This is a genomic window from Plantactinospora sp. KLBMP9567 (genome assembly GCF_033446045.1).
Lineage (GTDB): Bacteria > Actinomycetota > Actinomycetes > Mycobacteriales > Micromonosporaceae > Plantactinospora.
Map to the genome: position 1 here is coordinate 94792 of NZ_JAWQRR010000042.1, position 26388 is coordinate 121179.

Annotated in this window: 23 protein-coding genes, 1 tRNA gene and 1 pseudogene; 12 read left to right on the forward strand and 13 right to left on the reverse strand. The window is 69.4% G+C overall.

Features of this window, described 5'->3' with window-relative positions:
- The first annotated feature begins 195 nt into the window (after positions 1-195).
- Positions 196-1437 (forward strand): sugar efflux transporter, encoded by a 1242-nt coding sequence (locus R6Y94_RS31650; protein ID WP_318399571.1) that lies wholly within the window; start codon positions 196-198, stop codon positions 1435-1437.
- 286 nt (positions 1438-1723) lie between these two features.
- Positions 1724-1921 carry a hypothetical protein gene (locus tag R6Y94_RS31655; RefSeq protein WP_318399573.1) on the forward strand — a complete coding sequence of 66 codons (198 nt, stop codon included), beginning with the start codon at positions 1724-1726 and terminating at the stop codon, positions 1919-1921.
- Positions 1922-2005: 84 nt separating this feature from the next.
- Here the strand turns inward: R6Y94_RS31655 and R6Y94_RS31660 are convergent, their stop codons facing one another.
- The 4 genes from R6Y94_RS31660 to R6Y94_RS31675 are packed head-to-tail and all read right to left on the reverse strand — an operon-like array spanning position 2006 to position 4607.
- On the reverse strand, positions 2006-2584 hold the full coding sequence (locus R6Y94_RS31660) for a dihydrofolate reductase family protein (RefSeq protein WP_318399574.1): 579 nt from the start codon (positions 2582-2584) through the stop codon (positions 2006-2008).
- On the reverse strand, positions 2581-3780 hold the full coding sequence (locus R6Y94_RS31665; protein WP_318399576.1) for an RNA polymerase sigma factor: 1200 nt from the start codon (positions 3778-3780) through the stop codon (positions 2581-2583). The genes R6Y94_RS31660 and R6Y94_RS31665 overlap by 4 nt, the downstream gene beginning before the upstream one ends.
- 20 nt (positions 3781-3800) lie before the next feature.
- Positions 3801-4154, reverse strand: coding sequence for a YciI family protein (locus tag R6Y94_RS31670; protein WP_318399578.1), 354 nt, complete (start codon positions 4152-4154; stop codon positions 3801-3803).
- Positions 4155-4193: 39 nt separating this feature from the next.
- Positions 4194-4607, reverse strand: a complete 414-nt coding sequence (locus R6Y94_RS31675; protein ID WP_318399579.1) for a DUF6069 family protein — start codon at positions 4605-4607, stop codon at positions 4194-4196.
- A gap of 331 nt (positions 4608-4938) precedes the next feature.
- Between R6Y94_RS31675 and R6Y94_RS31680 the strand changes: the two are divergent.
- Positions 4939-5111 (forward strand): annotated as a pseudogene (locus tag R6Y94_RS31680) (ATP-binding protein); the annotation flags it as partial.
- A 136-nt stretch (positions 5112-5247) separates the two neighbouring features.
- Here R6Y94_RS31680 and R6Y94_RS31685 read toward each other — a convergent pair.
- From R6Y94_RS31685 to R6Y94_RS31705, 5 genes are all read right to left on the reverse strand, one after another.
- Complete coding sequence (locus tag R6Y94_RS31685; RefSeq protein ID WP_318399581.1) at positions 5248-5937, reverse strand: TetR/AcrR family transcriptional regulator; 690 nt, start codon at positions 5935-5937, stop codon at positions 5248-5250.
- 137 nt (positions 5938-6074) lie between these two features.
- A complete protein-coding gene (locus R6Y94_RS31690; protein ID WP_318399582.1) occupies positions 6075-7214 on the reverse strand; it encodes a PQQ-dependent sugar dehydrogenase in 1140 nt (379 codons plus the stop codon).
- Positions 7215-7440: 226 nt separating this feature from the next.
- Complete coding sequence (locus R6Y94_RS31695; RefSeq protein ID WP_318399584.1) at positions 7441-7977, reverse strand: DUF1097 domain-containing protein; 537 nt, start codon at positions 7975-7977, stop codon at positions 7441-7443.
- 55 nt (positions 7978-8032) lie between these two features.
- Positions 8033-8770: an SDR family oxidoreductase gene (locus R6Y94_RS31700; RefSeq protein WP_318399585.1), complete on the reverse strand. Its 738-nt coding sequence runs from the start codon at positions 8768-8770 to the stop codon at positions 8033-8035.
- Between the two features lie 28 nt (positions 8771-8798).
- Positions 8799-9686 carry an SDR family NAD(P)-dependent oxidoreductase gene (locus R6Y94_RS31705; RefSeq protein WP_318399587.1) on the reverse strand — a complete coding sequence of 296 codons (888 nt, stop codon included), beginning with the start codon at positions 9684-9686 and terminating at the stop codon, positions 8799-8801.
- A gap of 269 nt (positions 9687-9955) precedes the next feature.
- On the opposite strand from R6Y94_RS31705, the gene R6Y94_RS31710 reads away from it, so the two are divergent.
- The 5 genes from R6Y94_RS31710 (at position 9956) to R6Y94_RS31730 (ending at position 16208) form a co-directional block, all read left to right on the forward strand.
- On the forward strand, positions 9956-12949 hold the full coding sequence (locus R6Y94_RS31710; protein WP_318399588.1) for an AfsR/SARP family transcriptional regulator: 2994 nt from the start codon (positions 9956-9958) through the stop codon (positions 12947-12949).
- Positions 12950-13249: 300 nt separating this feature from the next.
- Complete coding sequence (locus R6Y94_RS31715; RefSeq protein ID WP_318399590.1) at positions 13250-13870, forward strand: hypothetical protein; 621 nt, start codon at positions 13250-13252, stop codon at positions 13868-13870.
- Positions 13871-14086: 216 nt separating this feature from the next.
- Entirely contained in the window at positions 14087-14371 is a 285-nt protein-coding gene (locus R6Y94_RS31720; protein WP_318399592.1) for a hypothetical protein, read from the forward strand.
- Positions 14372-14500: 129 nt separating this feature from the next.
- The gene (locus R6Y94_RS31725; RefSeq protein ID WP_318399593.1) at positions 14501-15391 is read left to right on the forward strand and encodes a hypothetical protein; all 891 of its coding nucleotides are present in this window, start codon (positions 14501-14503) and stop codon (positions 15389-15391) included.
- A 217-nt stretch (positions 15392-15608) separates the two neighbouring features.
- On the forward strand, positions 15609-16208 hold the full coding sequence (locus R6Y94_RS31730; RefSeq protein ID WP_318399595.1) for a hypothetical protein: 600 nt from the start codon (positions 15609-15611) through the stop codon (positions 16206-16208).
- An 89-nt stretch (positions 16209-16297) separates the two neighbouring features.
- Here R6Y94_RS31730 and R6Y94_RS31735 read toward each other — a convergent pair whose 3' ends face one another.
- Positions 16298-17020 carry an SMI1/KNR4 family protein gene (locus tag R6Y94_RS31735; protein WP_318399596.1) on the reverse strand — a complete coding sequence of 241 codons (723 nt, stop codon included), beginning with the start codon at positions 17018-17020 and terminating at the stop codon, positions 16298-16300.
- Positions 17021-17723: 703 nt separating this feature from the next.
- On the opposite strand from R6Y94_RS31735, the gene R6Y94_RS31740 reads away from it, so the two are divergent.
- Together R6Y94_RS31740 and R6Y94_RS31745 are read left to right on the forward strand one after the other, a co-directional pair.
- Positions 17724-19211 (forward strand): hypothetical protein, encoded by a 1488-nt coding sequence (locus tag R6Y94_RS31740; protein ID WP_318399598.1) that lies wholly within the window; start codon positions 17724-17726, stop codon positions 19209-19211.
- Positions 19212-20139: 928 nt separating this feature from the next.
- Positions 20140-20952 (forward strand): hypothetical protein, encoded by an 813-nt coding sequence (locus tag R6Y94_RS31745; RefSeq protein ID WP_318399600.1) that lies wholly within the window; start codon positions 20140-20142, stop codon positions 20950-20952.
- Positions 20953-21149: 197 nt separating this feature from the next.
- On the opposite strand, the gene R6Y94_RS31750 is transcribed toward R6Y94_RS31745, so the two are convergent.
- Positions 21150-22184 carry a hypothetical protein gene (locus tag R6Y94_RS31750; RefSeq protein ID WP_318399602.1) on the reverse strand — a complete coding sequence of 345 codons (1035 nt, stop codon included), beginning with the start codon at positions 22182-22184 and terminating at the stop codon, positions 21150-21152.
- 170 nt (positions 22185-22354) lie between these two features.
- Between R6Y94_RS31750 and R6Y94_RS31755 the strand changes: the two genes are divergently transcribed.
- Both R6Y94_RS31755 and R6Y94_RS31760 read left to right on the forward strand, forming a co-directional pair.
- Positions 22355-22482: transfer RNA gene (locus R6Y94_RS31755), tRNA-OTHER, on the forward strand.
- 102 nt (positions 22483-22584) lie between these two features.
- Positions 22585-24744 (forward strand): hypothetical protein, encoded by a 2160-nt coding sequence (locus R6Y94_RS31760; protein ID WP_318399604.1) that lies wholly within the window; start codon positions 22585-22587, stop codon positions 24742-24744.
- Between the two features lie 81 nt (positions 24745-24825).
- Here the strand turns inward: R6Y94_RS31760 and R6Y94_RS31765 are convergent, their stop codons facing one another.
- Both R6Y94_RS31765 and R6Y94_RS31770 read right to left on the reverse strand, forming a co-directional pair.
- Entirely contained in the window at positions 24826-25143 is a 318-nt protein-coding gene (locus R6Y94_RS31765; RefSeq protein WP_318399606.1) for a hypothetical protein, read from the reverse strand.
- 84 nt (positions 25144-25227) lie between these two features.
- On the reverse strand, positions 25228-26250 hold the full coding sequence (locus tag R6Y94_RS31770) for a zinc-dependent alcohol dehydrogenase family protein (RefSeq protein WP_318399608.1): 1023 nt from the start codon (positions 26248-26250) through the stop codon (positions 25228-25230).
- Positions 26251-26388: the final 138 nt, after the last annotated feature.

Sequence of the window (26388 nt, forward strand, 5' to 3'; positions counted from 1 at the left end):
CACGTGGCACACGGACGGTTTGTGATGAGAAATGGAACCGACTGGGACGGCGCCTATTTGTCAAAGAGCGCGTGTGGGTACCCCGGGGACGACGGCAAACTAGCGCGGGCTTCGTCCGACTGTCAATCGAGTCGATGTACCGGTCCGGGGGCCGCCGCAATGCGGGGCCGTGAGGTGGGCCGATAGCATCGGCAAATGTCAATGAGTACTGTGGTGCGGCGGCGGGGATTCACTTGCACGCTGTTGCCGCTGGGAGTGGCGGCGCTCGCCGTCGGCGTGTCGTCGGCCGTCACCGTGCCGTTCCTCGCTCTGTTCCTGGGCACCGAGGTCCAAGCGGACCCAGCCAGGGTCTCCCTGTTCCTGATCGTCTCGCCGCTGGCCGGTGTGCTGGTGTCGACACTGGTCGGATGGCTCTCCGATCGACGGCCGATGCGCAAGACGCTGGTGATCGTCACGGCGGCCGCCGGCGGGGCCGGCATGTGCTTGACCGCGTTCGTGCGGGACTACTGGATCCTGCTCGCGCTGGCGGCAACCCTGTCGGCGCTGGCCGGGGCGTTGTTTCCCCAGTTGTTCGCCTACGCCCGCGAGGCGCTGACCCGCGACGATCCCGGCCGGGCCGCCATGGGCACCAGCACGCTGCGGACGATCTTTGCGCTGGCCTGGGTCGCTGGACCGCCGTTCGGGGCGCTCCTGCTGGACGCGGGCGGATTTCCGTACGTCTACGGTGCCGCAGCGGTGCTGTTCGGGCTGGCGGCGGTGGTGGTGGCGAGCGCCGGTCCGGAGGACCTTCGCGCGCCCGCAGCTGCGATGTCCGCCGACTCGGTCGGTTCTGCCGTCTCCGGGCGGGTAGCTGCGCGGTGGACGCTGGTGCTGACCACGGCGGCGTTCACGATGCTGCAATGCCCGCTCACGCTGGGTCTGCAGGCCCTGTCGTTGTTCATCGACGCTGAGCTCGACGGCGATGCCAGCGACGCCGGGTTCATCCTCGGGCTCTGCGCCGCACTGGAGATACCGCTGATGCTCGGTCTGGGATTGCTGACGACGCGCGTGCCCGTACGCACCCTGGTGCTGGCCGGGGCGGCGTGCGGCGTCGGGTACTACGCGGTGGTCACCGTGGCGTCGAGCGTCTGGGTGCTGGCCCTTGCGCAGTGCCTCAACGCGGCCTTCATCGCAGCGGTGGCGAGTGTGGGCATCTCCTACATGCAGGAGATGCTGCCCCGGCATCCTGGACAGGCCACCACGCTGTTCGCCAACTCGTACACGCTCGGCGCCGTTCTCTCCGGGCCGCTGCTCGGGATCTCCCAACAGTTCGGCTACCGGTTCGCATACGCCTCCGGGATGGTCCTCTGCCTGCTTGGCCTGCTCTTCCTGCTCTGGGCGAGGCCGTCGGGAGAGCCGCCGGCCGGGGAGGCGCAACCGCCCAGATTGAGCGGTTGAACACCGCTGTCGCGGGGCCGCTGCCGGATGACCAGGGCGGGAATCGTGTGGGGCGGCAACAGTCTGTTCACCCAGTCAACATCCGCGTCCCGCTCTGCTATAGTTGTCGATGGCTCATCGAATGATCTTGAAATGGTCGGAGGGATCCGGGGAACCCAGGCCGTGACCGAGAATCCGTGGCCGGAAATGTCTACGGGTGCATGGTGATGCACTTCTGCTTGCTCGGACCGTTGCGCTTGCATGACGGTCAGCAGGCGCTCATGGTCGGCGGAACCACGTAGGGGGAGTGCTGTCGCTACTGGCCGTCCGCGTCAACACGACGGTTTCCGTCGATGAATTCGTCGCAGAATTGTGGGCGCCCCGCCGGTGTACTTGCGTGAATGCCGTTGTTAGCCATGATCGTGAATATTACGTCAGCCAGGACAACGTCGGGGCGCAGGCGGCCGGTGTCCTTGACGCGGCGAATCAGTTCGGCCGCGGGTGACGGTGGTGGAAACTGCGGGTCAGGTTCCACCGCGTGGCCGGGGTAGGGGACACGCGCGTGGCGGGGTACGGGGACGCGGGCGATTCAGGCATGCAGGGTGGGCCGGTAGATGAGTTCCTGGGTGCGACCGTCGAGCGTCCGACTCTCGATCAGCTCAAGGTCGAAGTCGGCCGCCTGCTGGAAGATCGGTTCCGTCCCGGTCTGACCGGTGATCACGGGGAAGAGGGTCACCTGGACGCGGTCGACCAGGCCGGCCGCCATCAGCGCCCGGTTCAACGACAGGCTGCCGTGCGAGCGCAACGGCACCTCGGACTCCTCCTTGAGCCGGGCGACGACGTCGACGGCGTCGCCGCGCACGACGGTCGCGTCCGGCCAGTCGAGGGATCCTTCCAGGGCGCTCGACACCACCGTTGCCGGCAGGTTCCTCATCCGGGTGACCCATGGGTCACGCACCTCGGACTCCTCGGTGCTCGCGGCCAGCATCCGGGCGAACGCCCGGTACGTGTTGGCGCCGAAGACCATCCGCTGCTTCTCGCTGTACACGGCGAGGCGGTGGTCGAGCAGTTCGGGGCCTTGCTTGCCCCAGTAGCCGCCCCAGTTGCCGCTGTTGGTGCCGAAGCCGTCGAGGCTGGAGAAGACGTCGAAGGTGTAGGTGACGGTCATGATGCTCTCCTTGCGGGTGTGAGTTCGGTACGGCGGGTCTGCAGGAAGGCACGTTCGGTCTCGTTGGTGGCCAGTGCGATGGCCTGGTCGTAGGCGGCTCGGGCCTCGGCGTCGCGTCCGAGCCGGGCCAGCAGTTCGGCCCGGGTGGCCGGCAGCCGGTGGTAGCCCGGGAGATCGACGTCCTCCAACGCGGCGAGGGCCACCGCCGGTCCGTGCACCTCGGCGACGGCGACCGCACGGTTGAGCGTGACGATCGGGGTCGGCGCGAGCGCGAGGAGTTGGTCGTAGAGTGCCAGGACCTGCGGCCAGTCGGTGGCGGCGCCGTCGGTGTGCACCGCGCTGATCGCGGCCTGGATCTGGTACGGGCCGGGCCGGTTGCGCCGCAGGCAACGGCGGACCAGGTCGTGGCCCTCGGCGATTAGTGTCCGATTCCACAACGACCGATCCTGGTCGGCGAGCAGCACCAGTTTGCCGGTCGGGTCGAGCCGGGCCGGACGGCGCGCCTCGGTCAGCAGCAGCAGGGCGAGCAGGCCGAGGACCTCGGGCTCGTCGGGCATCAACGCGGCGAGTTCACGGGCGAGCCGGATTGCCTCGGTGGACAGGTCCGTTCTGATCAACGGTCCGGCGGTGGACGCGTAGCCCTCGTTGAACATCAGGTAGAGCACGGTGAGCACCGGCGGCAGCCGGTCCGGCAGCTCATGTTCGGCGGGTACCCGGTAAGGGATGCCGGCGTCGCGGATCTTCTTCTTGGCGCGCACGATCCGCTGCGCGACGGTCGCCTCCTGGACCAGGTAGGCGCGGGCGATCTCCGGTACTTCGAGGCCGCCGAGCAGGCGGAGCGTGAGGGCGGTCCGCGCGTCAGGAGCGAGCGCCGGATGGCAGCAGGTGAAGATGAGTCGTAGCTGGTCGTCTTTCACCGGTCCCACCTCCTGGGGCTGGTCCTGTTGGTGCAGCAGTAGGGCCTGGGCGTGCCGGGCCTCGCGGGTCGAGTCCCGGCGGAGCCGGTCGACGGCCCGGTTGCGTGCGGTGGTCACGATCCAGGCGCCCGGGTTCGGCGGCGGGGTCTGCCACTTCTGCAACGCTGTGGTGAAGGCGTCCTGGACCGCCTCCTCGGCGAGGTTGATGTCACCGAGGAGGCGGGCCAGGGTGGCGACGCAGCGGCCGTACTCCGCGCGGTAGATGCTCGCCAGGTCCATGTCGGGTGACCGGCTCCTGTTCAGGCTTGGGACAGGTCGTCGAAGGGGCGCACCTCGACCGGCCCGCAGGCCGCCGCGCACTTCTCGGCCCAGGCCAGCGCCTGGTCCAGGTCCGCGCACTTGATGACCCAGAATCCGGCGATGTGCTCCTTCGTCTCGGCGAACGGCCCATCGCTCATGGTGGTGGTGCCGTTCTCGTTTCGGACGACGGTGGCGCTGTCCGGCGACAGGAGTCCGCCGCCGAAGACCCAGGCACCGGCGGCCCGCAACTCGTCGTTTATCCGATCGGTCTCCCTGAACATGGTCTGCATCTCCTCGTCAGACGGCGCCGGCGCGCCCTCGACGAAGTGCACGGAAAGCAGGTACTGCCTCATGACGGTCCTCCGGTAGCTCGACGTTGGGATGGCGACAGGTCAGGCGGCCAGGCGGCGCGCGACAGCGGGGATCACGATCACGGCCGCGACCAGGTGGGTGAGCATCAGCAGCGCCTTGGTGGCCGTCCCGGCGTCGGCGATCACGTCCGGCACCAGCGACAGGACGGTCAGCGCCACCGTCGTGCGGACGAACGTGCGGCGCGGACGCCGGGCGAACCGGGCCAGCAGCGCGGCGATGACCACGCCGATCAACGAGAAAACAGCGGTCAGCATGCCGAAGCCCGCGACCGGAATCGGGGCGCCGGCCAGATCGAGGCTGATCCCTGCGGCGCGACCGGCGGCGGCGACGGCCATGGTGGCGGCACTCGCGGCAACCGCGGCGACGACACCGGTCCGGATCAGCGCACCGATGGTCGAAGTGGTGGCGCGGGTCGTGTTCACAGCGGTGGTCATGGTGCCCTCCAGCGGGGGTATGGACCGGCTTGGTGCCGGGCTCTCACCAGGGCTACGAAAACGATCAGCCCCAATCGACAAGCACGCCCAGATTTTTTCGAAGATGTTCGACGCCGGTGTACCTCGATGCAGTTGCCGGGCATAGCGGACGAAGCCGACGGTACGCCCACCAGGGGCGGCGAAGCGTCAACCGGAAGAGGACCAATGAGCTACGTCGTTCCGGTCACCGACGCGCCCTACCGCGCCCGCGTCGCCGACAGCCCGACACCGGTCCTGCTGGTGTTCATGCCCGATGGCGGCGACGTTCGGCGGGCTTTCGCGCCCGTGCTCGCCGCCGATGAGCCGGCACCTGGTCTTCGCGGGCCCGCCCGGCAGCGGCAAGACGACGGTCGCGCGGCTCTACGGCGCCGTCCTGGCCAAGCTGGGCATCCTCGCCAAGGGCACATGATCGAGGCGGCCCGGGCGGGCCTTGTCGGCCAGTACACCGGCTCGGCGGCGATCCGGCAGCGGTACGACGGATGCGTCGGGGCGTGCTCACGCCAGCGTTCCTCCGCGCCGATCACGGGTCGGCCCGGGTGTGACGTGAACCGTGCTCGGACGGCATCGTCGTACCCACGAACAGGCGTTGGTCGACGGTGACTCAGTGCTTGCCTATGCGGTGTAACCATTCGCCGAGCAGCATGCGTTCTCCGTCGGTGAGGACGGTCGCCTCGTCGAGGTGGGCCTGTAGCGAGACGGCGGCGTTGAGCAGACCAGTGGAGGCGGCCGCGGTGACGGTGTCGGTGGTGATGGCGGCCAGGATCGACTCGCGGGCGATCGTGGAAAGAGCCAGGTCGCGTTTCTCCGGTGGCGTGGCGATGAGCGTGAGCGTCACGCCTTTGCCGGTGGAGTGAACGAGCTGGGCGGCGCGTTCCTCGGTGATGCGAAGCCGGCCGGCCTGGGCGATGCGGTTGACCCGGTGGGCGAGGATGGCGGCGGCTTGTCCCGCGGCCGGGGATTCGTGGCCGGGACGCACGTCGCCGAAGATGAGGGTGTAGAACGCCGGCTGAGCGAGGCCGAATTCGACGTGGAGATCCCATCCGGCGCGCAGATCCTCGACGGGATCGTCGCTGTCCTCGATCGCGGTCTTCTGGGCCAGGTAGGTGGCGAGACCGAAGCTGCCGGCGGCGTCGAGCAGGCCTTGCATGTCGCCGAACAGCCGGTAGATGGCTGGCGCTTGCACTCGGGCCGCCGCGCAGACGGTGCGCGTGGAGACGGCGTCGCGGCCACCTTCGGAAAGTAGGGCCGCCGTGGCCTCGATGATGCGTTCGCGGGGGGCCTTGGCGGGCATGGCCGTAATGTACATCGGCCGTTACCTCCTCATGCCGACGAGCTGCGGAGCGTCGCCGGGATCGTGGTGTACCACACAGATGGTGACTGGTTCGTCACCAACCGATACCGCTGGTCCTGTGGGCTGAGTACGCGCGCTCAGCGTGGTTGCACCTCGACGCGCAGGATGCGATCGTCACCCGGACGCGGATCGGTTCCGCCCCAGGTGGCGCGGTCGGTGTTGGAGGTGACCAGCCAAAGCGCCCCGTCGGGGGCGACCTCGACGGTACGGATCCGTCCGTGTTCGCCCTCGAAGTGCTCGACGGCGTCCCCGGTCGCGGCGTTGCCGGCGACCGGTAGTTGCCACAGACGTTGACCGCCGAGCGCGCCGATCCAGAGTGATCCGGCGGCGTAGGCGACACCCGAGGGCGAGGCGTCATCGGGGTGCACGGTGAAGATCGGCGACACTCCGGTGCTGCCCTGCACACCCTCGGTTTCCGGCCAGCCGTAGTCCTGCCCCGGCCGGAGCACGTTGACCTCGTCCCAGGTGCGGTGGCCCAGTTCGGAACCGTATGCCGTGCCGTCGGGCCCGAAGGCGATCCCCTGGACGTTGCGGTGCCCGGAGGAGTAGATCGGAGAGTCGGGCGAGGGGTTGTCTCGCGGGATGGAGCCGTCCGGGCGGATCCGCAGGACCTTGCCGTTGAGCGCGGCCTCGTCGGCAGCGTTCTCCGGCTCGAACGCGTCGCCGGTGCCGATCCAGAGGTTGCCGTCCGGGCCGATCACGATGCGCCCGCCGTGGTGGCGGTCGGCGGTCTGGATGCCGTCGAGTAGTACTCGGTCCTGCCGCAGCGATCGGAAGTCGTCGGCGACGCGTAGGGCGACGATGGTGTTCTCCTGCGCACCGGAGACCGAGGCGTAGACCGTGCGATCGGTGGCGAAGTCGCGTGAGGCGGCGATGCCGAGCAGGCCGCCCTCGGAACTGGCCACCACACCGGGTACCGCACCGACTGTCTGCGGCGTGCCACCACCGGCCGGGACTCGGACGATGTCACCGCTGATCCGCTGCGACACCAGCGCGGATCCGTCGGGAAGGAAGGTCAACCCCCACGGCGCGTCGAGGCCGTTGGCGATCTCGGTGGGTTCGCCGAGCGTCGCGACCGGGCCGTCACTGCGGGTGGTGCTCGGCTGCTCGTTGCCGGGGTTGGTCATCGGCTGATGATCGGGCGAGCAGGCCGTCAGGGCGAGCGCGGTGATCAGGCTCGGGCCCGTCGCGGCGCGTCGAAACGGTCGATGGGACATGAATTTGCCTCCTTGGAAAGGGTCTTGTCGGCCGACTCCGCAAAAGGGGTCCTGTCGGCCGGCTCGCCGCGCGAGCGGCAGCGCGGCTCATCGCCAGATCACGCACCTGACCCTGCACTCTTGGCCGGTCGTAGCTGTTGTGGTGGGCGATCGAGCCGGCACCGCGGCACACCGAGCCGGGTTGCCGCCGGCCCGTCGAACTGCGGTGCCGGCTCTTCCGCGCCACTCAGGCGCCGAATCGCTGCTGCAGGCGCTGGCAGGCGTAGCCGGCGCCCGCGCCGACGGTGCTGGCCGCGATCAACGTGAACAGCCCGGTCAGCATGTTCTCGGGGTGCAGAGCGAAGAACGCGACGAGGCCGACGAACCAGGCGAGCATGTTGTCGAGCACGGGTGTGGTACGCATGCCGACGGCGACGCAGGCGAGCACGAACACCGCGACGGGCAGCGCCGCCACCCCGATCGACGGGGACAGGAAGGCGACGATGAGGTGCCCGGCCACGGCCAGCAGCATTCCCGCCCACAGACTGATGACGGCGTGCACACCGTGCAGAGCCGAGGCCGGGCGGGTGAACCAGGCCACCCAGCCGACGAACATCGCCCAGGCGGGTAGCCCGACTGCCTCGCTGAGGAACGCCGCGGCCGCAGCGATGACGGCTGCGATAAGAGTGAAGCGTACGAATTGGCCAGAGGATGACGCTGTGGCGCGCGCCGCAGGCGTGGCCGGCGTCGGTGCGGTTGCGGAGCCGTGGATCTGCTGAGCCATCTGTCTTCTCCTCCTCGTGCCGCCGAGGGCGGCTAGCTGAGTGGTCCGCGGTTCGTCAGGCAGCGCCGCCGTTGACGAAGATGGTCTGCCCGTTGATCCATCGCCCGTGGCCGGCGAGCAGGGACACCACTTCGGCGATGTCGTCCGGGCGGCCGAGCCGTTCCATCGGGTTCTGCTTCGCGATGCTCTGGATGAGGTCGTCGCTCTTGCCCTCGAGGAACAGCGCGGTCGCCGTGGGGCCAGGAGCCACGGCGTTGACGGTGATGTCCCGGCCGCGCAGCTCCTTGGCCAGGATCGGGCTGAGGGCCCCCACGGCTGCCTTGCTCGCGGCGTACGCGGCGTAGCTGGGCAGGTTGAGCCGGGTGACCGAGGTGGAGAGGTTGATGATCGCGCCGCCCGCGCGCAGACGACTGGTCGCTTCGCGGGCGACGACGAAGGCGCCGCGCAGGTTGGTGCGGTGCATCCGGTCGAACTCGTCGAGGTCCAACTGGGCTACCGGTTTGAGGATCATCACGCCAGCCGCGTTCACGACAACGTCCACCCCGCCGAACGACCGCTCGGCGGTGTCGAACAGTGCCGTGACCCCGTTCTCGTCGGCCACGTCCACCTGGACCGCTACGGCGCGACCCCCGGTGGTCTCGATCGCCGCGACCGTGGATTTCGCCTCGGTCTCGTTATCGGCGTAGCCGACGACCACGTCCTGACCGTCGGCGGCGAGCCTCAGCGCGACGGCCCGGCCGATCCCGCGGGATCCTCCGGTCACGACGGCAACCCGGCTCTGCTTGGAGGGCACAATGTTCTCCTTCTCTGGTTTCGGTAGGTCAGGAACGGGCCGGGGCGAGCAACTCGGGGCAACCCAACCGCCGAACGAAGTCGGCGCGGGTCTGGTACGCGACCTCGTTGACGTGTTCCACGCCGGCGTGGGCGTCGTCGATCACGGTCCGAAACGGCTTGTCGCCGAAGGGCAGGTCCAGGACGCGGACGATTTCCGCGGCGACGCCGGCAGCGCCCATCAGCGGGTGCTTGAGCAGCGCGGCGGTGGCGCGTTCATTGCGTTCGACGAGCTGGTCGAGCCCGGCGTAGGCCGCCGTGACGTCCTGGTCGCTCGCCCGGCTCGCGTTCGGGAAATGTTCGGTGCCCTCGGTGATGGCGCCCGGCATGACGATGACGGTCTCGATGCCGAACGCGTTGGCCTCGTAGGCGGTCGTCACGGCGAGCGCGTCCATGGCGGCCTTGCTCACCACGTACGGGCCGAGAAACGGCGGGGTCGTGACGGGGATGGTGCTGCCCACGTACATCAGCACCCCGGCCCGCCGCCGCCGGAAGTGCGGCAGGACCGCACGGTTGACACGGTGCGCGCCGACGGCATTGACGTCGATCAGACGCGTGACGTCCTGGTCGGTGAACGCCTCGACGTAGCCGACGTACAGGTGCCCGGCGTTGTTGATCACCACGTCGAGGCCGCCGTGTCCTTCGATGACGCTGCGCACGGCGGCGTCGGCGGAGTCCTGCGATGTGACGTCCAGTTCGACGACGTGCAGGTCGGTGCCGGACTCCCGGGCGTGTGCCCGCATCGCGGCCGCATGCGCGGCATTACCACCGCAGACATCCCGCATGCTCGCGTAGACGGTGTGGCCGGCGCCGGCCAGGGCGCGGGCGGTCAGGTTGCCGATCCCGGTGGCGGCTCCGGTGATGAGGACGACAGACATCGGATAATGCTCCCTCGCATCGTGGTAGCAGTGATACCAAGCTATTGCGTAAAGGTGATGTCGTCAAGGTGCTATCCAAATAGTGTTACTTGCGCTACCGCACGAGTCGCTGCCAGGGACGGCGGGCCGGACTCATCGATGGCGGACGGCCTGCCGCCGGTGAGCGCGGCGAAGGCCGTCTCCGGCACGTCGGGCGTGGACGCGCCCGCGAGGGAGATCGCTGATCCGGCCGGCCATTACAGTTACCGCCGAGGGCGGGAGGGGCGGCTGTGGAATTCGGGGTACTGGGCTCGCTGGCGGTGTGGCGGGCGGGTGTACCGCTGGATCTGGGCACGCCGAAAGCACGGGTACTCCTGGCGGTGTTGCTGTGCCGGTCGGGCCGGCCGGTCGCCGCAGCCGCGCTCGCGGAAGCGATCTGGGGCGAGGAGCAGCCGAAGAGCGCCGCCAAGAACGTGCAGACGTATGTTCACCGGCTCCGGCAGTGCCTGGGGGATCCGGGGCGTATCACCCGGGAGGGCTCCGGCTATCTGTTGCGTGCGGGCCGGCACGAACTGGACGCGGCACGTTTCGAGGATCTGGCGGTCATGGCCCGAACGGCGCTGGCGGCCGGGGACCTTGAGCAGTCGCGCCGCCTCTTCGATGAGGCCTTGCGTTTCTGGCGGGGGCCCGCGTTCGCCGGGCTCGCCGACATCTCCGCGCTGGTCGCGGAGGCTGCACGCCTGGACGAACTACGGCTCTGCGTACTTGAAGAGCGGATCGAGGTCGACCTTCGGCTCGCCCGGCACGGCGAACTTCTGGGCGAGCTGACCGCGCTGACGAAGGAACACCCGTTCCGCGAGCGGATGTGGGCCCAGCTCATGCTCGCGCTGTATCGCTGTGGCAGGCGGGCGGAAGCGCTGGGGGTCTATCTCCAGGCCCGTGACGTCCTGGTCGAGGAGACCGGGTTGGACCCCGGGCAGCAGTTGCGGAACCTGCACCAGGCCATCCTCGGCGAGGACCCCGCACTGGATCCGGCGGCCGCGACCGGCGCGCGGGAAGTTCAGAGTGCCAACGGCGCCGACGCTGCCAGGCCCCGGATGCTGCCTCCGGCGCTCGGCGACTTCACTGGACAGCGGGTCGAGTTGGCGGAGATCGATGCGGTGCTCCGCGAGGCTCGCGCCTGCGACGAGCCGGCTGCGGTGGTGACGATTTCGGGCCCGGGTGGGACCGGCAAGACCGCGCTCGCGGTGAAGGCCGCGCATCGCCTCAGGTCCGTCTATGCCGACGGGCAGCTCTTCGCGGTGCTGGCCGGCACGCGTGCCGAGCCGGTCGACCCGGCCATCGTGCTCGGCCGCTTCCTGCGGGCGCTGGGTGTCCCCGCCACCGCGGTGCCGGATGATCCGGAGGAGCGTGCGGAGCGCTACCGGAGTCTGCTCGCGGAACGCCGGATCCTGGTGGTACTCGACGACGCGCTCGACGAGGCGCAGTTGGCGCCCTTGATACCGGCGAGCGGGACGTGTGGGGTGATCGTCACCGGCCGGGTACGGTTCGGCGGTCTCGGTGGTGCGCGCCGGGTCGAGCTCGGCGAGATGTCCGAGGCCGACAGCCTGGCCCTGCTGCGCAACAGCACGGACGACCGACTGGCCTCGGCGGGCCAACCGGAGCTTTCCGCCCTGGTACGGCTGTGCGCACGGCTGCCGCTCGCTCTGCGGATCGTCGGCTCGCTCCTGGCGTCGCGACCGCATTGGCGCCTCCCGGACCTCGTGTCGCGGTTGGCCGACGAACAGCATCGGCTGGACGCGCTCCGCTACCGCGATCTCGAAGTACGGGCCAGCTTCGGGCTGAGCTACGAAGGGCTCCGACCCGAGGCGCGACAGCTGTTCCGGCTCCTCGGGCTCCTGGAGGCACCCGACTTCCCACTCTGGGCGGCGGCGGCCGTACTCGACGCCGAACTGCGCGCCGCCCAGGAACTTCTCGACGAGCTGGTCGACGTCCACCTGCTCGACGTCACCGGAACACCGAATGGCCAGGCGCGCTACGGCTTCCACGACCTGATCCGCGCGTACGCCAGGGAGCGCGCGGAGGACGAGGAGTCGACGGCGACCCGGCACGCGGCCATCGAGCGCGCCCTCAGCGCCCTCGTTGCCCTCACGGACATCGCAGACCGCGACCACATGGGCCAGAACATGTTCCAGCGGGACGCTCCGCGCTGGCAGCCGGAGCGGGTGGCGGCAAGCCTGCCGCCTTCCGTCCCGCCCATGTCGTCGCTGGACTCGGAGCGGATCGCGCTGGTAGCCGGCGTGCGGCAGGCTGCGGCGCTCGGCAGGGACGAGCTCTGCTGGGAGCTGGCCGTGGGCGCGCACGCGCTGTTCGAGACGGAGCGGTACTTCGACGACTGGCAGGAGTGCTACGAAACGGCGATGGCGCTGGCCAAGGCTGTGGGAAACCTGCGGGGCCAGGCCAGGCTACTGATCTCGATGGCCGGACTGCGTTACACCCGGCGCCGGTACGGCCCGGCGGAGGAGTCCAATACCGAGGCCATGCGCCTGTTCGAGCGGATCGGCGACCAGCGGGGCTACCTGGAGGCCCTGAGCAACGCCCCGTTCTTCCTCGTGCCCAACGGACGTTTGACGGAGGCGATCGCGGCCGGTGGCGAGGCGTACGAACGACTCAACGCCAGCGGGCAGGCAGCGGCGGCACTGCACGCGTACTCGCAGGTCGGCCTCGCTCACCTGCAGGCGGGGAGGCCCGACGTCGCGGTGGAGGTCTTCACCGAGATCCTTGGCGGAGCGAGGGAACAGAGAATCCGGACCTTGATCGCGCGGGACACGTACTGGCTCGGCCAGGCGCAGCTCGCACTCGGTCGCCGTGCCGAGGCGGAGGAGACCTTCACCGAGCTGTCCACCTGTGCCGGCGACGTCGGGACCTCCGGTGGGTTTTATGTGGCCCATGCCTGGGGCTGTCTCCACCTGGCCCGAGGCGAGCATGTCGATGCGCGCCAGCGGCTCCTCGAAGGCGTGGAGATCGCGCGAGCGCTCCATGACCCCATGTTCGAGACCCGCGTTCTCGTCGACCTGCTCGAATCCGCCCTGCACGACGAGGACCTTCCCGCCGCGATCAGGCAGGGAGAACACGCCGTCGAGGTGGCCCGCAGTATCAACTACCCGTACCTGCTGGCCAGTGTGCTGGACAAACTCGCCCGGCTGTACGCCGCCGCAGGCGATGACGCCGCCGCCGATCGTCTGGCCCGCGAGGCGGCCACCGTGGGTGCCAAGATCCACTGATCCGTGCTGCCGAAAGTCCCCCATTAGCCTCGTATTCTCGGCGTGTGCCAGTTATGTACCGGCATACGTCATTCTGGGACCAGAGCGGCTTGTAGCACCCGTTTTGTTGCTGCCGCGTCGGGTTGGACCTCCACGTCGTTGGACCTCCACGTCGGCTTCTCGGCGACGCGCGTGGGGCCAAGCCGCCACTGAGGTGTCTGGCTGTGTTGCCGGTCATTTCTCGAGTCAATCGAACGTTCGAGGCTGTCGTAGCGGACAGCTCTGGTTACCGGTGAGGTAAAAGTGCACAAGGGACGTACCGTGATCGCGGCTGTTCTGGCCACCATCGGGCTCGGGCTCTCGGCCTGTGGTGGCGACGGGGAGGGGCCAGCGGTGCAGGACTCGCCGCCGGCGGCCCCAGTCCCGTCCGGGCCGAGCAGCGCGAGTGCGGCCGCTGGCGGCGGTGACGACAGTGCCGTTCCCGTCAAGGGTGACGTCACTGCGCCGGGCACAAAACTCAAGATCGGCGGCAGGGCTGTCCTGCCGTTCGAGTACACGAGCAAGAAGAAGGGCACCATCGCCGTGACCGTCACGGCGATCGAGAAGGGCGCCACGGCCGACATGGCCGCCTTCGGCGCGAAGGCAAAGGGTATGACGCCCTACTTCATCAAGATGAAGGTGGAGAACGTCGGCGGCACCGACCTGTCGTACACGTCGCTGAAGCTGGACGGTGTGCTGGACGGTGGCGCCGGCACTGGCGTCGTGCTGATCGGTGAGATCCCAGGCAAGTGCGACCGGGAGAGCGCGCCCAAGGACTTCACCACCAAGGGTGCGTCGTACGAGACCTGCTCGCTCAGCGCCACGCCCGGCACGCCTGTCACGGCCGCGAAGTTCGACGAAGGCGACGAGTACCGCGACGGCCCGGTCATCTGGACCAACTGAAGCGACCCGAGGCACGTCGCCGGGCTTGGGGCGGCACCTGGCGGCGCTGCTCGGCCGGCCGGACAGCGACAGCGACCGGCGCGGTGCCGGGTGAACCCGCAACCCGCCGCATCGGGCACGCGGGCTTGGTCATAACAGGCAAACCGGCGCGGTTACCCATGACACGGCGCAAGAGGGCTGCCACCTGTGAGTCTGTTCTCGCGCGCCGTGTCATGGGTGCTGCTGATCAGCATTGTCCCGGTGGCGATGCTCGTCGGCATGGGCGCATCGGCCTTGTTCAACGTCCACGCGTTCACGGAGTCCCCCATCACCGCCGTGAAGATCGCGATCGGCGTTGTGTCGACCGTGCTGGTGCTCGGCCGCGGGCTGTGGGTGCTCGCCTCGAAAATCGACAACCCGGCGCGGGGTGCCGGTGTGCGAGCACGAGCAGCCGGAGCTGTGGGCGCTGGTCCGCCAGTTGGGCACCGACGCGTCCGGCAGGCCGTGGGAAGACTACGGTGACCACCCGATCGACGTCTTCGACAGCTTCCGAAGGCGTGCCTGCGCAGCCGCACGCACCGCCTGACTCCTACCACCGTGACCGTCGAGGTTCCAGCAGCCACGGCGATCCAGCCACGAGAAAGGACCGCCATGGGCAGGGGCAACCCCACGAACATGATCGGGTACAAGGTCCTCGGCAAGGGCCGCAAACTGGGGGGCGGTACGGGACGGCCCAACGCCCTCTGGTGGATCGTCCTTCTGCTGTGCGTGCTCTTCTTCCTGGCAACGCTGCTTCCCGGGGGACTCACGCTGGTGTCCTGGCACACCGAGCAGGAGCAGGCCGACGTTTCGGACGGGCTGCTGGGCGTGATCAACAACCCGTTCGTGTTCGCCTGGGTCGGGATGCTCCTGATGTGCGCGATGTGGATGCTGGAGTACACCCGGCGGGGATCGATCGGGGTGTCGAAACAGCAACGGGGCAGGAAGGCTCCCGCGGGGAGTTTCGAGTCGGAGATCCGTCTCCTGTCCACGCCGTTGCACCTGGCGTGGTTCATCGGGCTCTCGGCGCTGACCGTCGCACTGCTCGTCCTTCCCTGGACCCTGGACTGGGACTTTGAGATCTTCTTCGTCTGGTTCCTCTGGGGCGCGATCATCGCGCCGGTGAACGGCGCCGTTCTCGGCTCGCTGGTCAAGAAGACCTCCTACGCCCGCTGGTACCGGCGGCAGGCGGCCAGGAACCCGGACGGTCGTGTCGTGCGCAGGGTGCAGCCGTTCTGGCGCTCGTTCTCCTACCGGTGGCGGTTCGACCTGTGGATCTGCGGGGTCGCGATGCTGATGATCGTGGCGGGCGCGCTGATCTGGTGGAACCTGGCGTACCTCCCGGCCGACGACTTCGGCGATGCCGACGACATCCAGGAGGCCACCGTCACCACGATCGTGCTGCTGTCGATCGGCGTAACGGCGATGGTGTTCGGCCTCTGGGCATGCACGCAGTTCTGGCGCAGCGGCGAGGACATCAGGACGGGCGAGTCGGCCACCTGACCGGCGTCGGCGGTGCCGACGATCGCGGCCGACCGTGACATCCTGCACAGGCAGGGCCTGACGGCGGCGGCAGGTGCCGTGCCCAAACTCGTCCAACGACAGTGAACTGGCATTTCGAAGATCGCGTCAGGCCTGCCCCGGTGGTACTTCTGGATCATCGGATGCCGTCGCCGACGGGTGGCCGGCCCGGCTTGTGGATAGCGGGATACTTGCGGACGTGCTGGTTGTCGATGTTGTCCTGGAAACCTACGACGTGCTGGAGTTCGCCGCCTGGCCGATCGCCGAGCCCTCCAGCGACCGCCTTCTGATGCTCTCTGGCCAGATGTCGCCGGCCGAAGTCGGCACGGCGATAGCAGTTATTGTCAGCTACAACCAAATCTCGGTCGACTCTATCCGGGACCTGACAGCGGATCTCTTGAACGAGCACCTGGCCGAAGCCGAAGCCCTGATCGCTCCGGGCGGACTACGCTTCCGCGACACCACCACCGACGTCCAGGTCGCACCCGGTTGCTGTTTCGGCCTGGAGAACTGGCGCGACTGGTGGGACGTGGCCCGTGGGCAAGACCTCTGGCTCGGGCACGATCCGACGCCCCAGCTCGAATTCCATGATCAGGCCATCTGGCTCCGGCAAAGTGACCAGGACAGTTCCCAGTTCATCGAGATCCCTCTCAATGAACTGCCGAGCCTGCTCATCTCGGCCCAACAGCAGCTCAGTACCTTCCTCACGCTCGTACAGCGGTGGACCACCAACACCGCGCCCAGCCTGACCAACAGGCTTGTCGCGGCCCTCGACGAACACCTGAGAATCAACCAGTAACCCGCATGCGGGCAGCTATGAGCGGGCAACTGACCGTGGCTGGCGCGTGGCCCAAGACACCGGCGGCTCGGCATCGCCAACGGCTGGCTTCACAGCCTGTAGGAGTGGGGACCTCCCAGCCGCCGGCTCAGGTACTCGGACTGAATCTCGCCGGTCAACAGGCCGACCAGGGCTGCGGAGAAGCTCACCTGGTACTGCTCCCAGTACGGCCCTTCCTCCTTGAACACCACTGGCCAGTCGTCGGCTGCCACACCAGGCTTGACGTGCCAGAAGAGAAAGTCGCCGCTGCCGGTGTATCCCCACGAGATGAGGTTGTCACCGGGCTCGAACCAGGGAGGGACCTCGGTACGGCCCGGCTCCCACTGCGACGCGTCACCCAGGTGCCAGCGATCGACAAGGTTGTCCAGTCCTCCGAAGTCCAGGCGAACGCACTCCTGAGCCCAGATGTTGTGCCGCACCAGATCTACCCCGTCGTGCGGCCCGTCGGCGGCGCACACGGTGATGTGATCGTCAATGCGGCCGGCACCATGAGCGTTGATGAAACGCTTGTAGTCGTTGGGAAGTGCGGCACCCAGCGCGGTCTCGGCAGGCCGCCAGTCGGATCCAACCCCGGCCACGTCGAGCGCGGGTAACCCCAGAGTCCGGGCCAGGCTCTCCGTCATGTCGGTCCGGTACCGCAGTCCTCCGCCAGCCCGGTCGTCATGTTCCACCCGCCGTTGTCCGGAGAGGACGTCGTCGGGCCGGATCTTGTCACCGCCGGAACCGGTGACGACGGCGTAGGACTTGTTGAGCTCGACCACCACCAGGTTCACGTCCCGCTCTTCCCCGCCATGCTCGCGGCAGACACGGTCGAAACGGTCCCCGGGACGAGCCCGATGCCGCGGGTGATACCCCGGCTCGCCCTCCAGGCACCAACCTTCAGGGACGGCCCGGACAGACTCGACGAAGAAACTCAGACGCTCGACTCGCACCAGCCGTATTGTTCACGGCCTCCCACTGCACGCCGACATCGGGCAGCACGTCTACTCGTTGCCGTGGTGCCGCTCATCGGCAGGCCGGCCTGCGGTTCTTGCAACGTCGTCCGAGGCACCGCCGCGCGGAACCCGTTCCGGCCGGTTGCCTCCACCTCGGCGGGTGGACCGGTCACGTGGCGCGGCGGCATCGCCCGCCCGCTCGCGTCCGGAGCGCCGGTCAGTCCGCCACCGAGCGACCGGCCGAGGGCGAGCGCGAACGGGGTGCGTCGCGAGCCGGCCCAGCCGGGGCGGCCCCGGTGGGTCCCGGTCGGTCGACCGCTGGGCGCAGGTCGACGCCGGCCGCCGTACTCGTCCAGGTCCGGCGTGACCATCACGACCGCAGGACGGCTTGACTCGAATCGAGGCCAGCCTATCCACGATGCGGGTCGCCGCTGCGATTCACCGAACTCGCCCGAGCGAGCTGACCTGGCGGGTAACCGTACCGGCCGGCCGGTCGCCAGACGTAACCTTCCGGCGCGCCGGTTCCTGATAGCATCCGTCGATGCTCTGGACAGCCCGGCGCCGCGGCACCCCACCGACCGCGAGTCGACGCCGGGCCCGGTTCGAGGAAATCGACGCCGAACTGGCCGGACGGCCGAGCCCGGAGCACAACGAGGCCGGCGCCGTGGGCTGGGGCAGCTCCTGGCGGATGCAGAGCTACCTGGTGATGGCCGAGATCACCGGCGATCCCGAGTACGTCCACCGGCTCGCCCGGACCGTCGACCTCGTGCTGGGCGTCCGGGACTCGGTCCGGGGTGTCCCGGACTTCCGTGGGCGTGTCCTGCCGGTCTGGGGGTCGTCGGGCAGGTTCACCGTGGCCACCGCCACCGTGCCGGATCTGCGGGGTGCTCCCGCGCTGGAGGTGCGGATCTGCCCGCCGCACGCGTTCCGGGCCACCGTCACCGTCACGCCCGACGTCGAGGACACCTTCACCCTCGCCGTACGCCGAGCCGAGCCGGGCCGCCCGGAGACCGTACTGACCGGGCTCGACCTGGATCCCGCCGGTGCGCGACGGGCCGACCGGATCGCCTACCAGCAGTACACCTGGCAGGACGGCACGACGGTGCGGCTGTTGCCCGGACCGGAGCCGGCCGGTGCCGCCGACCCCGCCCGCCGGCTCCGCCCCGGCAGCTATCGGGTCCAGCCGGCCCGGGTGGGGCTGGCGGCCCAGACCGGGATGATCACCTTTCCGATAGCCGGGCTCGCCCGGCTGGCCCGCGAACGGCCGGACCTCGTTCCGGCCGGGGTCGCCGCCCGGGTCGACGATTACCTGGCCGCCGTGCACGAGGCGCTCGACGTGCACGACGAGCAGTGGCGGCTCTCCGCCGAGGGCGAGGGTTACTACACCTGGCTGCCGGACGAGCCCGTGTCGTTCGCCGGTGCCGAACTGCCCACCAATGAGTTCCTCGCGGTCGGCCGTACGCTGATCCAGCTCGCGGCCGTGACCGGGGACCGGGGGTACGTCGACCGGGCCGCCGCCGTGGCCCGGACTCTGCGCCGGCAACTGCGGGCCGAGGACGGCGCGTTCAGTTGGCCGTACTGGCCGTCGTTCGGGCACGTCCACCGGGGCTGGCAGCCGACTGGTGATCCGGAGACCGACGTGTCGCGCTACCGGCCCGGGTACCGGGCGGTGCCCCGGCCGGAGGACGTCACCCACGCGCTCATCGACATCGACTTCGCCCGCCTCTACCATGCGACCCCGGCGTTGCCCCGGGTCTTCACCGACGACGACATGCGGCTGCTGGCCGGCACCTTCGTCCGGAACGTCTACCGGCGGCGCTGGGGCCGCCCGGAGCTGCGCCGCGATGTCAGCGGTATCGGCCCGACCGGCGACGCCCGGCACCAGTCGCATGCCGGGGGCTGGATCTTCCTCCGGCAGTGGGCCGACCCGGTGGCCGGCGCGGTGGCCGAGGTGGAACGCGTCCGTACCCCGGTCGCCCCGCAGGACGTCAACGCCTACTGCGCCGCCCTGCTGGCCCGCTGGGGCTGAATCCCGCCGCGAGGAGTGGTGTGGCGGCGGTGCGAGGCGATTGAAAGGGATCTGTAAGTAGCACTGTGATCTAGTTGCCCTGCGGAGCCGCCAAGGATCGAACCCCGGGGACCGCTTCCGCACCACTCGTCAGCGCGGAGCGAACATGCATCTTGGTAAGAGTCGCGGATGGGTGAGTTTGGGTGTTGCCATGGCCGCCGTCCTGGCCGTGGTGGCAACTCCTGCGCTTGCCTCCGACAACCGGACCGGAAGTCAGGCCAGCGTCCAGGTCCAAACGAGGACCTGGACGTTCAAGAAAACATTCAAGGTCGACGACGTCGCAAGCAAGATCCCCGTCCGGGGAGGCGCGGCACCCCAACAGGTCGCGGCCGATCCGCCTGGCGGCGGCTGTGCAGGCGACACTGTTTACCACGTAACCGCTTACCACGTGGAAAACATCCTCACGGATTCGGTCACGGACCACACTCCGAGGTCTATTGCACACCTCCGACGTACTCCTGATGCACAGACGAGGGCGTGCCGCCGGTCCTCCGGCGACATGCCCTCGGGCGGGTTCGGGTGAGCAATCAGCGGACGGTGGCGCGACGGCCGACGGTACGTCGAGGATGAGCAGGTCGCCTCGATCGCGCAGGAACGCGCGGGCCAGTGCGGCCCGCTGCCGCTGACCGCCGGAGCATCACACCGGTCTCCGGGGTCCTGGAAGTCGGCGGTGAGCCGGTTGCGTATCTGGGCTGGGTCGGCCGCGCGGATGTCGAACCCGTCCCACGTGATGCTGCCGTGGGTCGGGTCGTTGTCAGATGTGACAGTCGCGGCGGTGCCGGGACGGGTGGGACTTGTCACCGATGACGAAGACAGCTACGTCCATGCCTGGCAACCTTTGCCCGGCGGGCGACCTCCGCCCGCCGGGCATTGGAAAGGAGGTGTCGCCATGCGTGCGAAGCTGGTGCGGGCAGTCGTGGCGGGCGCCGTCGCGGTCGCCGTCGGCGTCGCCGGGGCGGCCCGGCCGGCGGCCGCGGAGACCCCGCGGACGACCGGCGGTGACGTGAGCATCATGGCCTTCGACTGGGTCGGCGCGATCATCGCGGTGGCCGGGGCGGCGCTGAACAGCGGGGGCGGTTCCGGCGACCTGGACGCGGCGGTCCGGCAGATCATCGCCGCGGTCGAGGCGTCCGAGCAGGAGATCCTCAACCACATCGACGGGCTCGCCAGCGCCGAGGTCAAGGCGTGCGCCCGTACTCACACCATCGAGTTCAGCGACATCGACAACATGAGCCCCACGGTGCGGCAGCTGTGGGCGCAGAACGCCACCAGTTGCGCCGCCTTGGCCACTGCGTACCTGGAGGCGGTGCAGAGCCGGCCGGCCGCCGACGCGATCGGTCTCGCGATCGCCGAGATCTACGCGATCGCGATCGGCGCCCGGGCCCGGGCCAATCTGGTCAACGGCATCGATCTGCTGGTGCGCGACCAGATCCGCAGCTACGAGACGCTGGTCGTCAAGCTGGTCCCGTCGTGTTCGCATCGCTGGGAGTTCGACGACAACCCGCGCCACATCTACCCCGTCTACATCACCTGCGAGGCCTATCCCGGCAAGGTCGGCACCGACATGCGGCTGATCGGCTACCTGCCCGGCCGGCCCGAGCCGCGCGTCCCCTACGAGCGGGCAATCGCCAACACCGACGCCCTGACCAGCCGCGGCGTGGCCATCGCGGCCCTGCCCCGGTTGCGCACCCTGCCGGTCTGACCGCCGATGTGACAGATGCGCTTCTCGGAGCGCATCTGTTGCGGTCGAGACCCGCCCTCGCACCGGCCCTCGCGGAGATACCGCACGAGCCGCGGACTAGCGGATCTACACCTGAGGATCATCGCGTACTCGAGCGAAGGCCAACCGCCGTCCTAATGCCCACGAGGCCGCTGCGGCGAAGGATCTGCCGGCTTCCGTCACTGGCAGCGCCAGACGACCGCCTGGATGGTGCCCGTCGCGTCGTCGGACTGTCCGGCGATGGTACGAGGCTTCGGGTCGACCCCCGCCTCACGGAGGAGGTTGGTGGCCACCCCGGTCGCCCAGCCGTTCCGGATGCTGAAGACCCGGGCGGTCGCGGCCTGCGCACCGCCGAGGCTCGGCATCGGAAGCACTCGGTGGGTGCCGTCCGAGAACCAGACGTACGGTCGGGCATTGTCGACGGTGCCGACCGCGCCGACCGCGCCGACCGTTGTGCCGTCCTCGTCGATGTCGCTGGCCGTGGCCTCCGACGTGCCGGCGGGCACCGGCAGCCGGATCGGCTGCGCGGTCGCGGACGGCCAGACCAGCGCGGCCTGGGCGTTGTCGTCGCCCATGACCGCCCCGGCCTCGTTGATCGCGTACGCGGATCCGCGCCGTACGCCCGGCAGCTTTGCCACCTTGCCGTCGTGGTAGACGTACGGGACCGGGCCGGTGTCCGCCTCGCTGTCGCCGACGTAGCTCCAGCCGACCGCGGTACCCGTCGAATTGACGTCCTGCAGCGATTCCTCCAGATCCCCGGGGAGCATCACCTTCTCGCCCTTGCCGTTGTGCCAGATGACCGCCTGGTAGCTGCCGCCCTTCGGGTACGTGTGTCCGACGATGTACCGGCCGGTCGGGTCTGCGCCGGACACCAGTGCCATCGGTGCGTTGCCGGGTTCCGGCGGGTGTGGAGCTAGGGCCGGTGCGGGCAACCGCTCAAGCCTGCAACTGGTGGGCGGTGTCGCCGTCGGGGCGCTCCAGCCGGCGATGCCCGGGATCGTGTACTCCGCTTTCGGTGGTGCGGGAGCGGCGGTGCGCGGCGTACCGGTCGCCGCGGTAGGTGGTGGTGCGGCGTCGAACACTCCGCCCGCGACCGCGACCGCGACCGCGACACCGGCGACGGCGAGTGCGGTCACCGTCGCGACACCGGCGTATCCGGCGGCGCGTCGTGTCCGGCGGCGGCGCCCGGCGGCGATGGCCCGCCGGATGTCCACTGTGGAAGGAGTGGCGGCTCGTCGTCGAGCGACCGCAGCAGATCGAGTTCGGATGGCATTATCGGCTCCCCAGTTCGTGTCGGCCCTGCGGGCGGGACGGGGCGCCGGGGACCGGTGGAAGGCGAAACCCGATGGTCTTGCCAACTCGGCCCGTGCGATGATCGACATCTGGGTCGCTAGCTCAACTGGCAGAGCATTCGACTGAGTAGCGCGTCCGCTTTCCGTCTGTGCGGTTATGGGCGGGCTTCCTTCTCCTAGTTGGCTCGAAGGGTTCGGGGTTCGAGTCCCCGGCGACCCACTGTGCCGCGGCTGCAGGCCGGCAACTGCCGGAGTCGATCCCCGGGTTGGCGTCCGGTCTGCTGTTTTGTCGGGCGTCGCAACCAGCGGAATGGAGGACCGCGTGCTTGAGAAGCTGATTATCCAGAAGACACTGCGCGTGCCGGCGAGCACCGGCGCGGTTGGCGACGGCACGGCGGTGGCCCGGCAACTGGATGCGGCGCTGCTCGACGTCGGGTTCTCGGCGTCGCGGGCTTTGCTGGAACACGTCGGCGCCCTGGCCCCTGGGCCGGCGCTGGATCTCGCCGCCACGGTCGTGTCCGCGGTGCGCGAGCTGGTCGGCGACCATGTCCAGCACAACGCCTATTTCATCGGCTTCCCGGACGATGTGCCGGACACCGTCGAGTTCTGGATGGAGCGGTTGCGGGCGGCCGTGCTCACTGGCGGCGGTACGGCGACCGACGCGCAGCTGCGGGACGCGGTCGTCTCGGGTGGGGTGAACCTGCTCGACCTGCCGGGCTACGGCGCCTACCAGCACAGCTACGCCGAGCTGTTGGCCGCGCACGACGCGATGATCACCGGGGCCGGTGACCGGGTGACCTTGCTGCGTCTCGGCGACACCACCGAGGTGGAGGCAGCGCGGCTCTATCTGGCCCTGGCCGGTAGCTCGACGCCACACGGCGAGGCGGACCTCGCGATCCTCGGCGAGCTCGCGGTCGCCTGCGTGGACGGCACGCAGCCGGCCGAGATCCCGGTGCGGGAGAACCGTGCCGTACTCAACGGGATCCGGCTCGTTCTCGGGCGGCCGCTGGTTGCCGTGGACACTACGAACGATGTGCTGCGCCTTGCCTGCCAGGTCTCCGGCGGGGACGCCTCGCTCGAGACGCCCACCCGGTTTCGTGCCTTCCGGCGCCGGGAGCGGCGGATCCTGCTCGCCGCGCTGAACGAGGTCGTCGGTGCGAACCCGGCCAAGCTCGGCGACGTCGTGCGCTACGCGGAGCGATGGAAGCGGCTCGGGGAGCGGCTGCACCCGCACGAGTACGCCGAGTTGCCGCACGCGCGGGAGGTGTTCGCGGTCGCCCGTGGCGAGCGGCGGGTACCCAACCTCGCCGGCCGGGCGGAGGCGGCGATCCGCGCCGGAGCCATCGGCCCGGCCGCGTCGGTGCTGTCGGCTGCGCCGGGCCTGCTGCTGCGATCCGCGGACCGGCTCCTGCGGCAGGCGTCGGCGTCGGAGCGAACCGCCGTGGTCGAAGCAGTCGCGGGTGCGCTCGGCTCGGCGTCGGGCCGGCTGCTCTGTTCGCTGCGGGAGCATGTCGGCAACCGGCTGACGCCCGCCTCCGCCCGGATGTACGTGGGCCGCTCGCGGCGCGCGTGGGTCGGGCCGGACGAGCGACCACCGCTGCCAGCCGAGGTGGTGGCCGAGTTGTCGGCACTGCTCGACGCGGAAATCAGCGCCCGGCTGCCGGAGTCGGACCGACCGCTGGTGGTGGACCCGGAGGTGCTCGACGTCGCACTGCCGCTGTCCGGCAAGGCGGCCGAAGGCGGGTTCGCGGTGCTGCCGAGGGGCTCGCGGGCCTCGGTATCCGGTGAGCTGCTTCGCTTCTTCACGTACTGGCGCCAGACCAATCGTCGCACCGACTACGACCTGTCGGTGCTGCTGCTCGATGACGAGTTCCACACCGCGGGCCAGGTGTCCTGGACGAACTACCGCCACGCCGGCGCGGTGCACTCCGGCGACATCACCGACGCGACGAACGGTGCGACCGAGTTCATCGACGTGCCCCTGACAGTCGACGGGCACTATGTGGTGCCGCAGGTCTACATCTATGCGGGCGAGTCGTTCGATGAGGTCGCCGAGTCGATGTTCGGGTACCAGACCCGCACCACGGACCAGCGCGGCCTCCCGTTCGACGCCCGGACCGTGCGGGCGCGTTCGCACCTGCGCGGCCAGGGCCGAGTCGCGCTGCCGATGGTGTTCGCCAGGGGCGAGCGTGGCTGGCAGGCCGTGTGGCTGCACCTGTACCTGCGGGGTGCGCCGTCGTTCAACCGTGTGGAGGAGAACACGTTCACCACCGCCGACCGGGTACGAGCACTGATGGAGCGGCGATACCTCACCGTGTCCTACCTCGTCGACCGGTGGCGTGACCGGACCGAGGTGATGACGTGGAACGGCCGGTTGCCGGACGAGCCCGTCACGTTCATCGGCATCGAGGCGCCCGAGGAGCTGCCGGACGGATCGGAGGCATATACACTGGACCGGCTCACTGAGCTGATCCCGCTGTGAGCGGCGACAGCCGAGGCCATGCGGGCGCTTCCTGCTATCCCGTTCGATTCGGGATCTCCGCGCAAGCGGAGGATCTGGTATTCAGCGCCCGCGCTCTCCTCGGACTGTGGCCGGCGGGCCACGGGAACGCTTCCGGCCACCTTCCGGGCTGACCGAGGGAAATCCTTCAGAGACACAGCACTCCCGATCCCCGTCGCTGCCGGCGAGTAGCAGATACTCGACCATCGATACGCCGACTTCGGATGAAGCCGGCGTGCCGATGGGATCTCCCTCGTCGCTGCCGACGCGGTACCCGACGATGACGACCGCCGCGCCGTGCTGTTCGAGAAGGACCGCGTCATCGTCGTACCCGATATCGGCCGGCCGGCACGTCGTCATTGGTTCCGGGTCGGCGCGCACCCGGCGTCGTACCTCCGTCACCGTCAACCGTGCCTGGTGCGGGCGGACCACCGTCCGACACGTCTGCCCGGTGAGTCGGGTCGGTCAGGGGCGCAGCAGCGTCTTGATCGCTCGGCGTTCGTCCATCGCCCGATAGCCGTCGGCGGCCTGTTCCAGCGGCAGGGTGAGGTCGAAGACCTTGCCGGGGTCGATGGTCCGGTTGTAGATCAGTTCGATCAGCTCGGGCAGGAAGCGGCGCACCGGGGCGGGTCCGCCGTGCAGGTGCACGCCGGAGAAGAACAGCTCGTCGCCGGGCAGTTCGACACCGTGCGCGATGCCGACGTAGCCGACGTGCCCGCCGGCACGGGCGGATCGGATCGCCTGCATCATGGATTCCTGGGTGCCGACGGCCTCGATGACCGAGTGCGCGCCGAGCCCATTGGTGAGTTCCTTGATCTGGGCCACGCCCTCGTCGCCGCGTTCGGTGACGATGTCGGTCGCGCCGAACTCCAGCGCTAGCTTCTGCCGGGGCTCGTGCCGGCTCATCGCGATGATCCGCTGCGCGCCCGACTGCTTGGCGGCCAGCACGCCGAGCAGGCCGACGGCGCCGTCGCCGACGACTGCGACGGTCTTTCCGGGCCCGACCTGGGCGGCGGCGGCGCCGAACCAGCCGGTGCCCAGCACATCGGAGGCGGCGAGCAGGCTGGGGATCAGGTCCTTGGCAGGCATGTCCGGAGTGGCGACGAGGGTGCCGTCGGCCAGCGTGATCCGCGCATACTCGGCCTGCGCGCCGGTGGGGCTGGCGAGCTGCCGGTGTACGCAGTGGGTGTGGTAGCCGGCCCGGCAGATCTCGCAGGTGTTGTCCGAGGCGAAGAACGAGCCGATCACGAACTGTCCGGGCCGCACGGTGCGGACCGCGCTGCCGACCTCCTCGACGATGCCGACGTACTCGTGGCCCATCGGCCGTGGCTCGGTTATCTGCTGGATGCCCCGGTACGGCCACAGGTCAGAGCCGCACACGCAGGCTGCAGCCAACCGGATGACGGCGTCGGTGGGCTGCTCGATGGTCGGGTCCGGACGGTCCTCGACACGTACGTCGCCCGGGGCGTAGAGCACTGCTCCTCGCATGAGAGCTGATTCCTTCCGACAGTGGTGTGAACGCGCCGGGATCCGGGGCGTCCGAATGGTGGATCGGTTCGGTTGCCGCGAAGACCTGCTTGGTGGCGGTGATCGCGCACGTCACCTTCGGTCAGCCGGCGTAGCAGG

What these genes read in the sequence shown, in the direction of transcription:
- R6Y94_RS31705 (WP_318399587.1), bottom strand. Translation starts at nt 9,686, where the DNA reads ATGTCTGTCGTCCTCATCACCGGAGCCGCCACCGGGATCGGCAACCTG.
- R6Y94_RS31745 (WP_318399600.1), top strand. Translation starts at nt 20,140, where the DNA reads ATGCGTGCGAAGCTGGTGCGGGCAGTCGTGGCGGGCGCCGTCGCGGTC.
- R6Y94_RS31740 (WP_318399598.1), top strand. Translation starts at nt 17,724, where the DNA reads ATGCTCTGGACAGCCCGGCGCCGCGGCACCCCACCGACCGCGAGTCGA.
- R6Y94_RS31675 (WP_318399579.1), bottom strand. Translation starts at nt 4,607, where the DNA reads ATGACCACCGCTGTGAACACGACCCGCGCCACCACTTCGACCATCGGT.
- R6Y94_RS31685 (WP_318399581.1), bottom strand. Translation starts at nt 5,937, where the DNA reads ATGCCCGCCAAGGCCCCCCGCGAACGCATCATCGAGGCCACGGCGGCC.
- R6Y94_RS31670 (WP_318399578.1), bottom strand. Translation starts at nt 4,154, where the DNA reads ATGAGGCAGTACCTGCTTTCCGTGCACTTCGTCGAGGGCGCGCCGGCG.
- R6Y94_RS31665 (WP_318399576.1), bottom strand. Translation starts at nt 3,780, where the DNA reads ATGGACCTGGCGAGCATCTACCGCGCGGAGTACGGCCGCTGCGTCGCC.
- R6Y94_RS31770 (WP_318399608.1), bottom strand. Translation starts at nt 26,250, where the DNA reads ATGCGAGGAGCAGTGCTCTACGCCCCGGGCGACGTACGTGTCGAGGAC.
- R6Y94_RS31690 (WP_318399582.1), bottom strand. Translation starts at nt 7,214, where the DNA reads ATGTCCCATCGACCGTTTCGACGCGCCGCGACGGGCCCGAGCCTGATC.
- R6Y94_RS31695 (WP_318399584.1), bottom strand. Translation starts at nt 7,977, where the DNA reads ATGGCTCAGCAGATCCACGGCTCCGCAACCGCACCGACGCCGGCCACG.
- R6Y94_RS31725 (WP_318399593.1), top strand. Translation starts at nt 14,501, where the DNA reads ATGGGCAGGGGCAACCCCACGAACATGATCGGGTACAAGGTCCTCGGC.
- R6Y94_RS31650 (WP_318399571.1), top strand. Translation starts at nt 196, where the DNA reads ATGTCAATGAGTACTGTGGTGCGGCGGCGGGGATTCACTTGCACGCTG.
- R6Y94_RS31660 (WP_318399574.1), bottom strand. Translation starts at nt 2,584, where the DNA reads ATGACCGTCACCTACACCTTCGACGTCTTCTCCAGCCTCGACGGCTTC.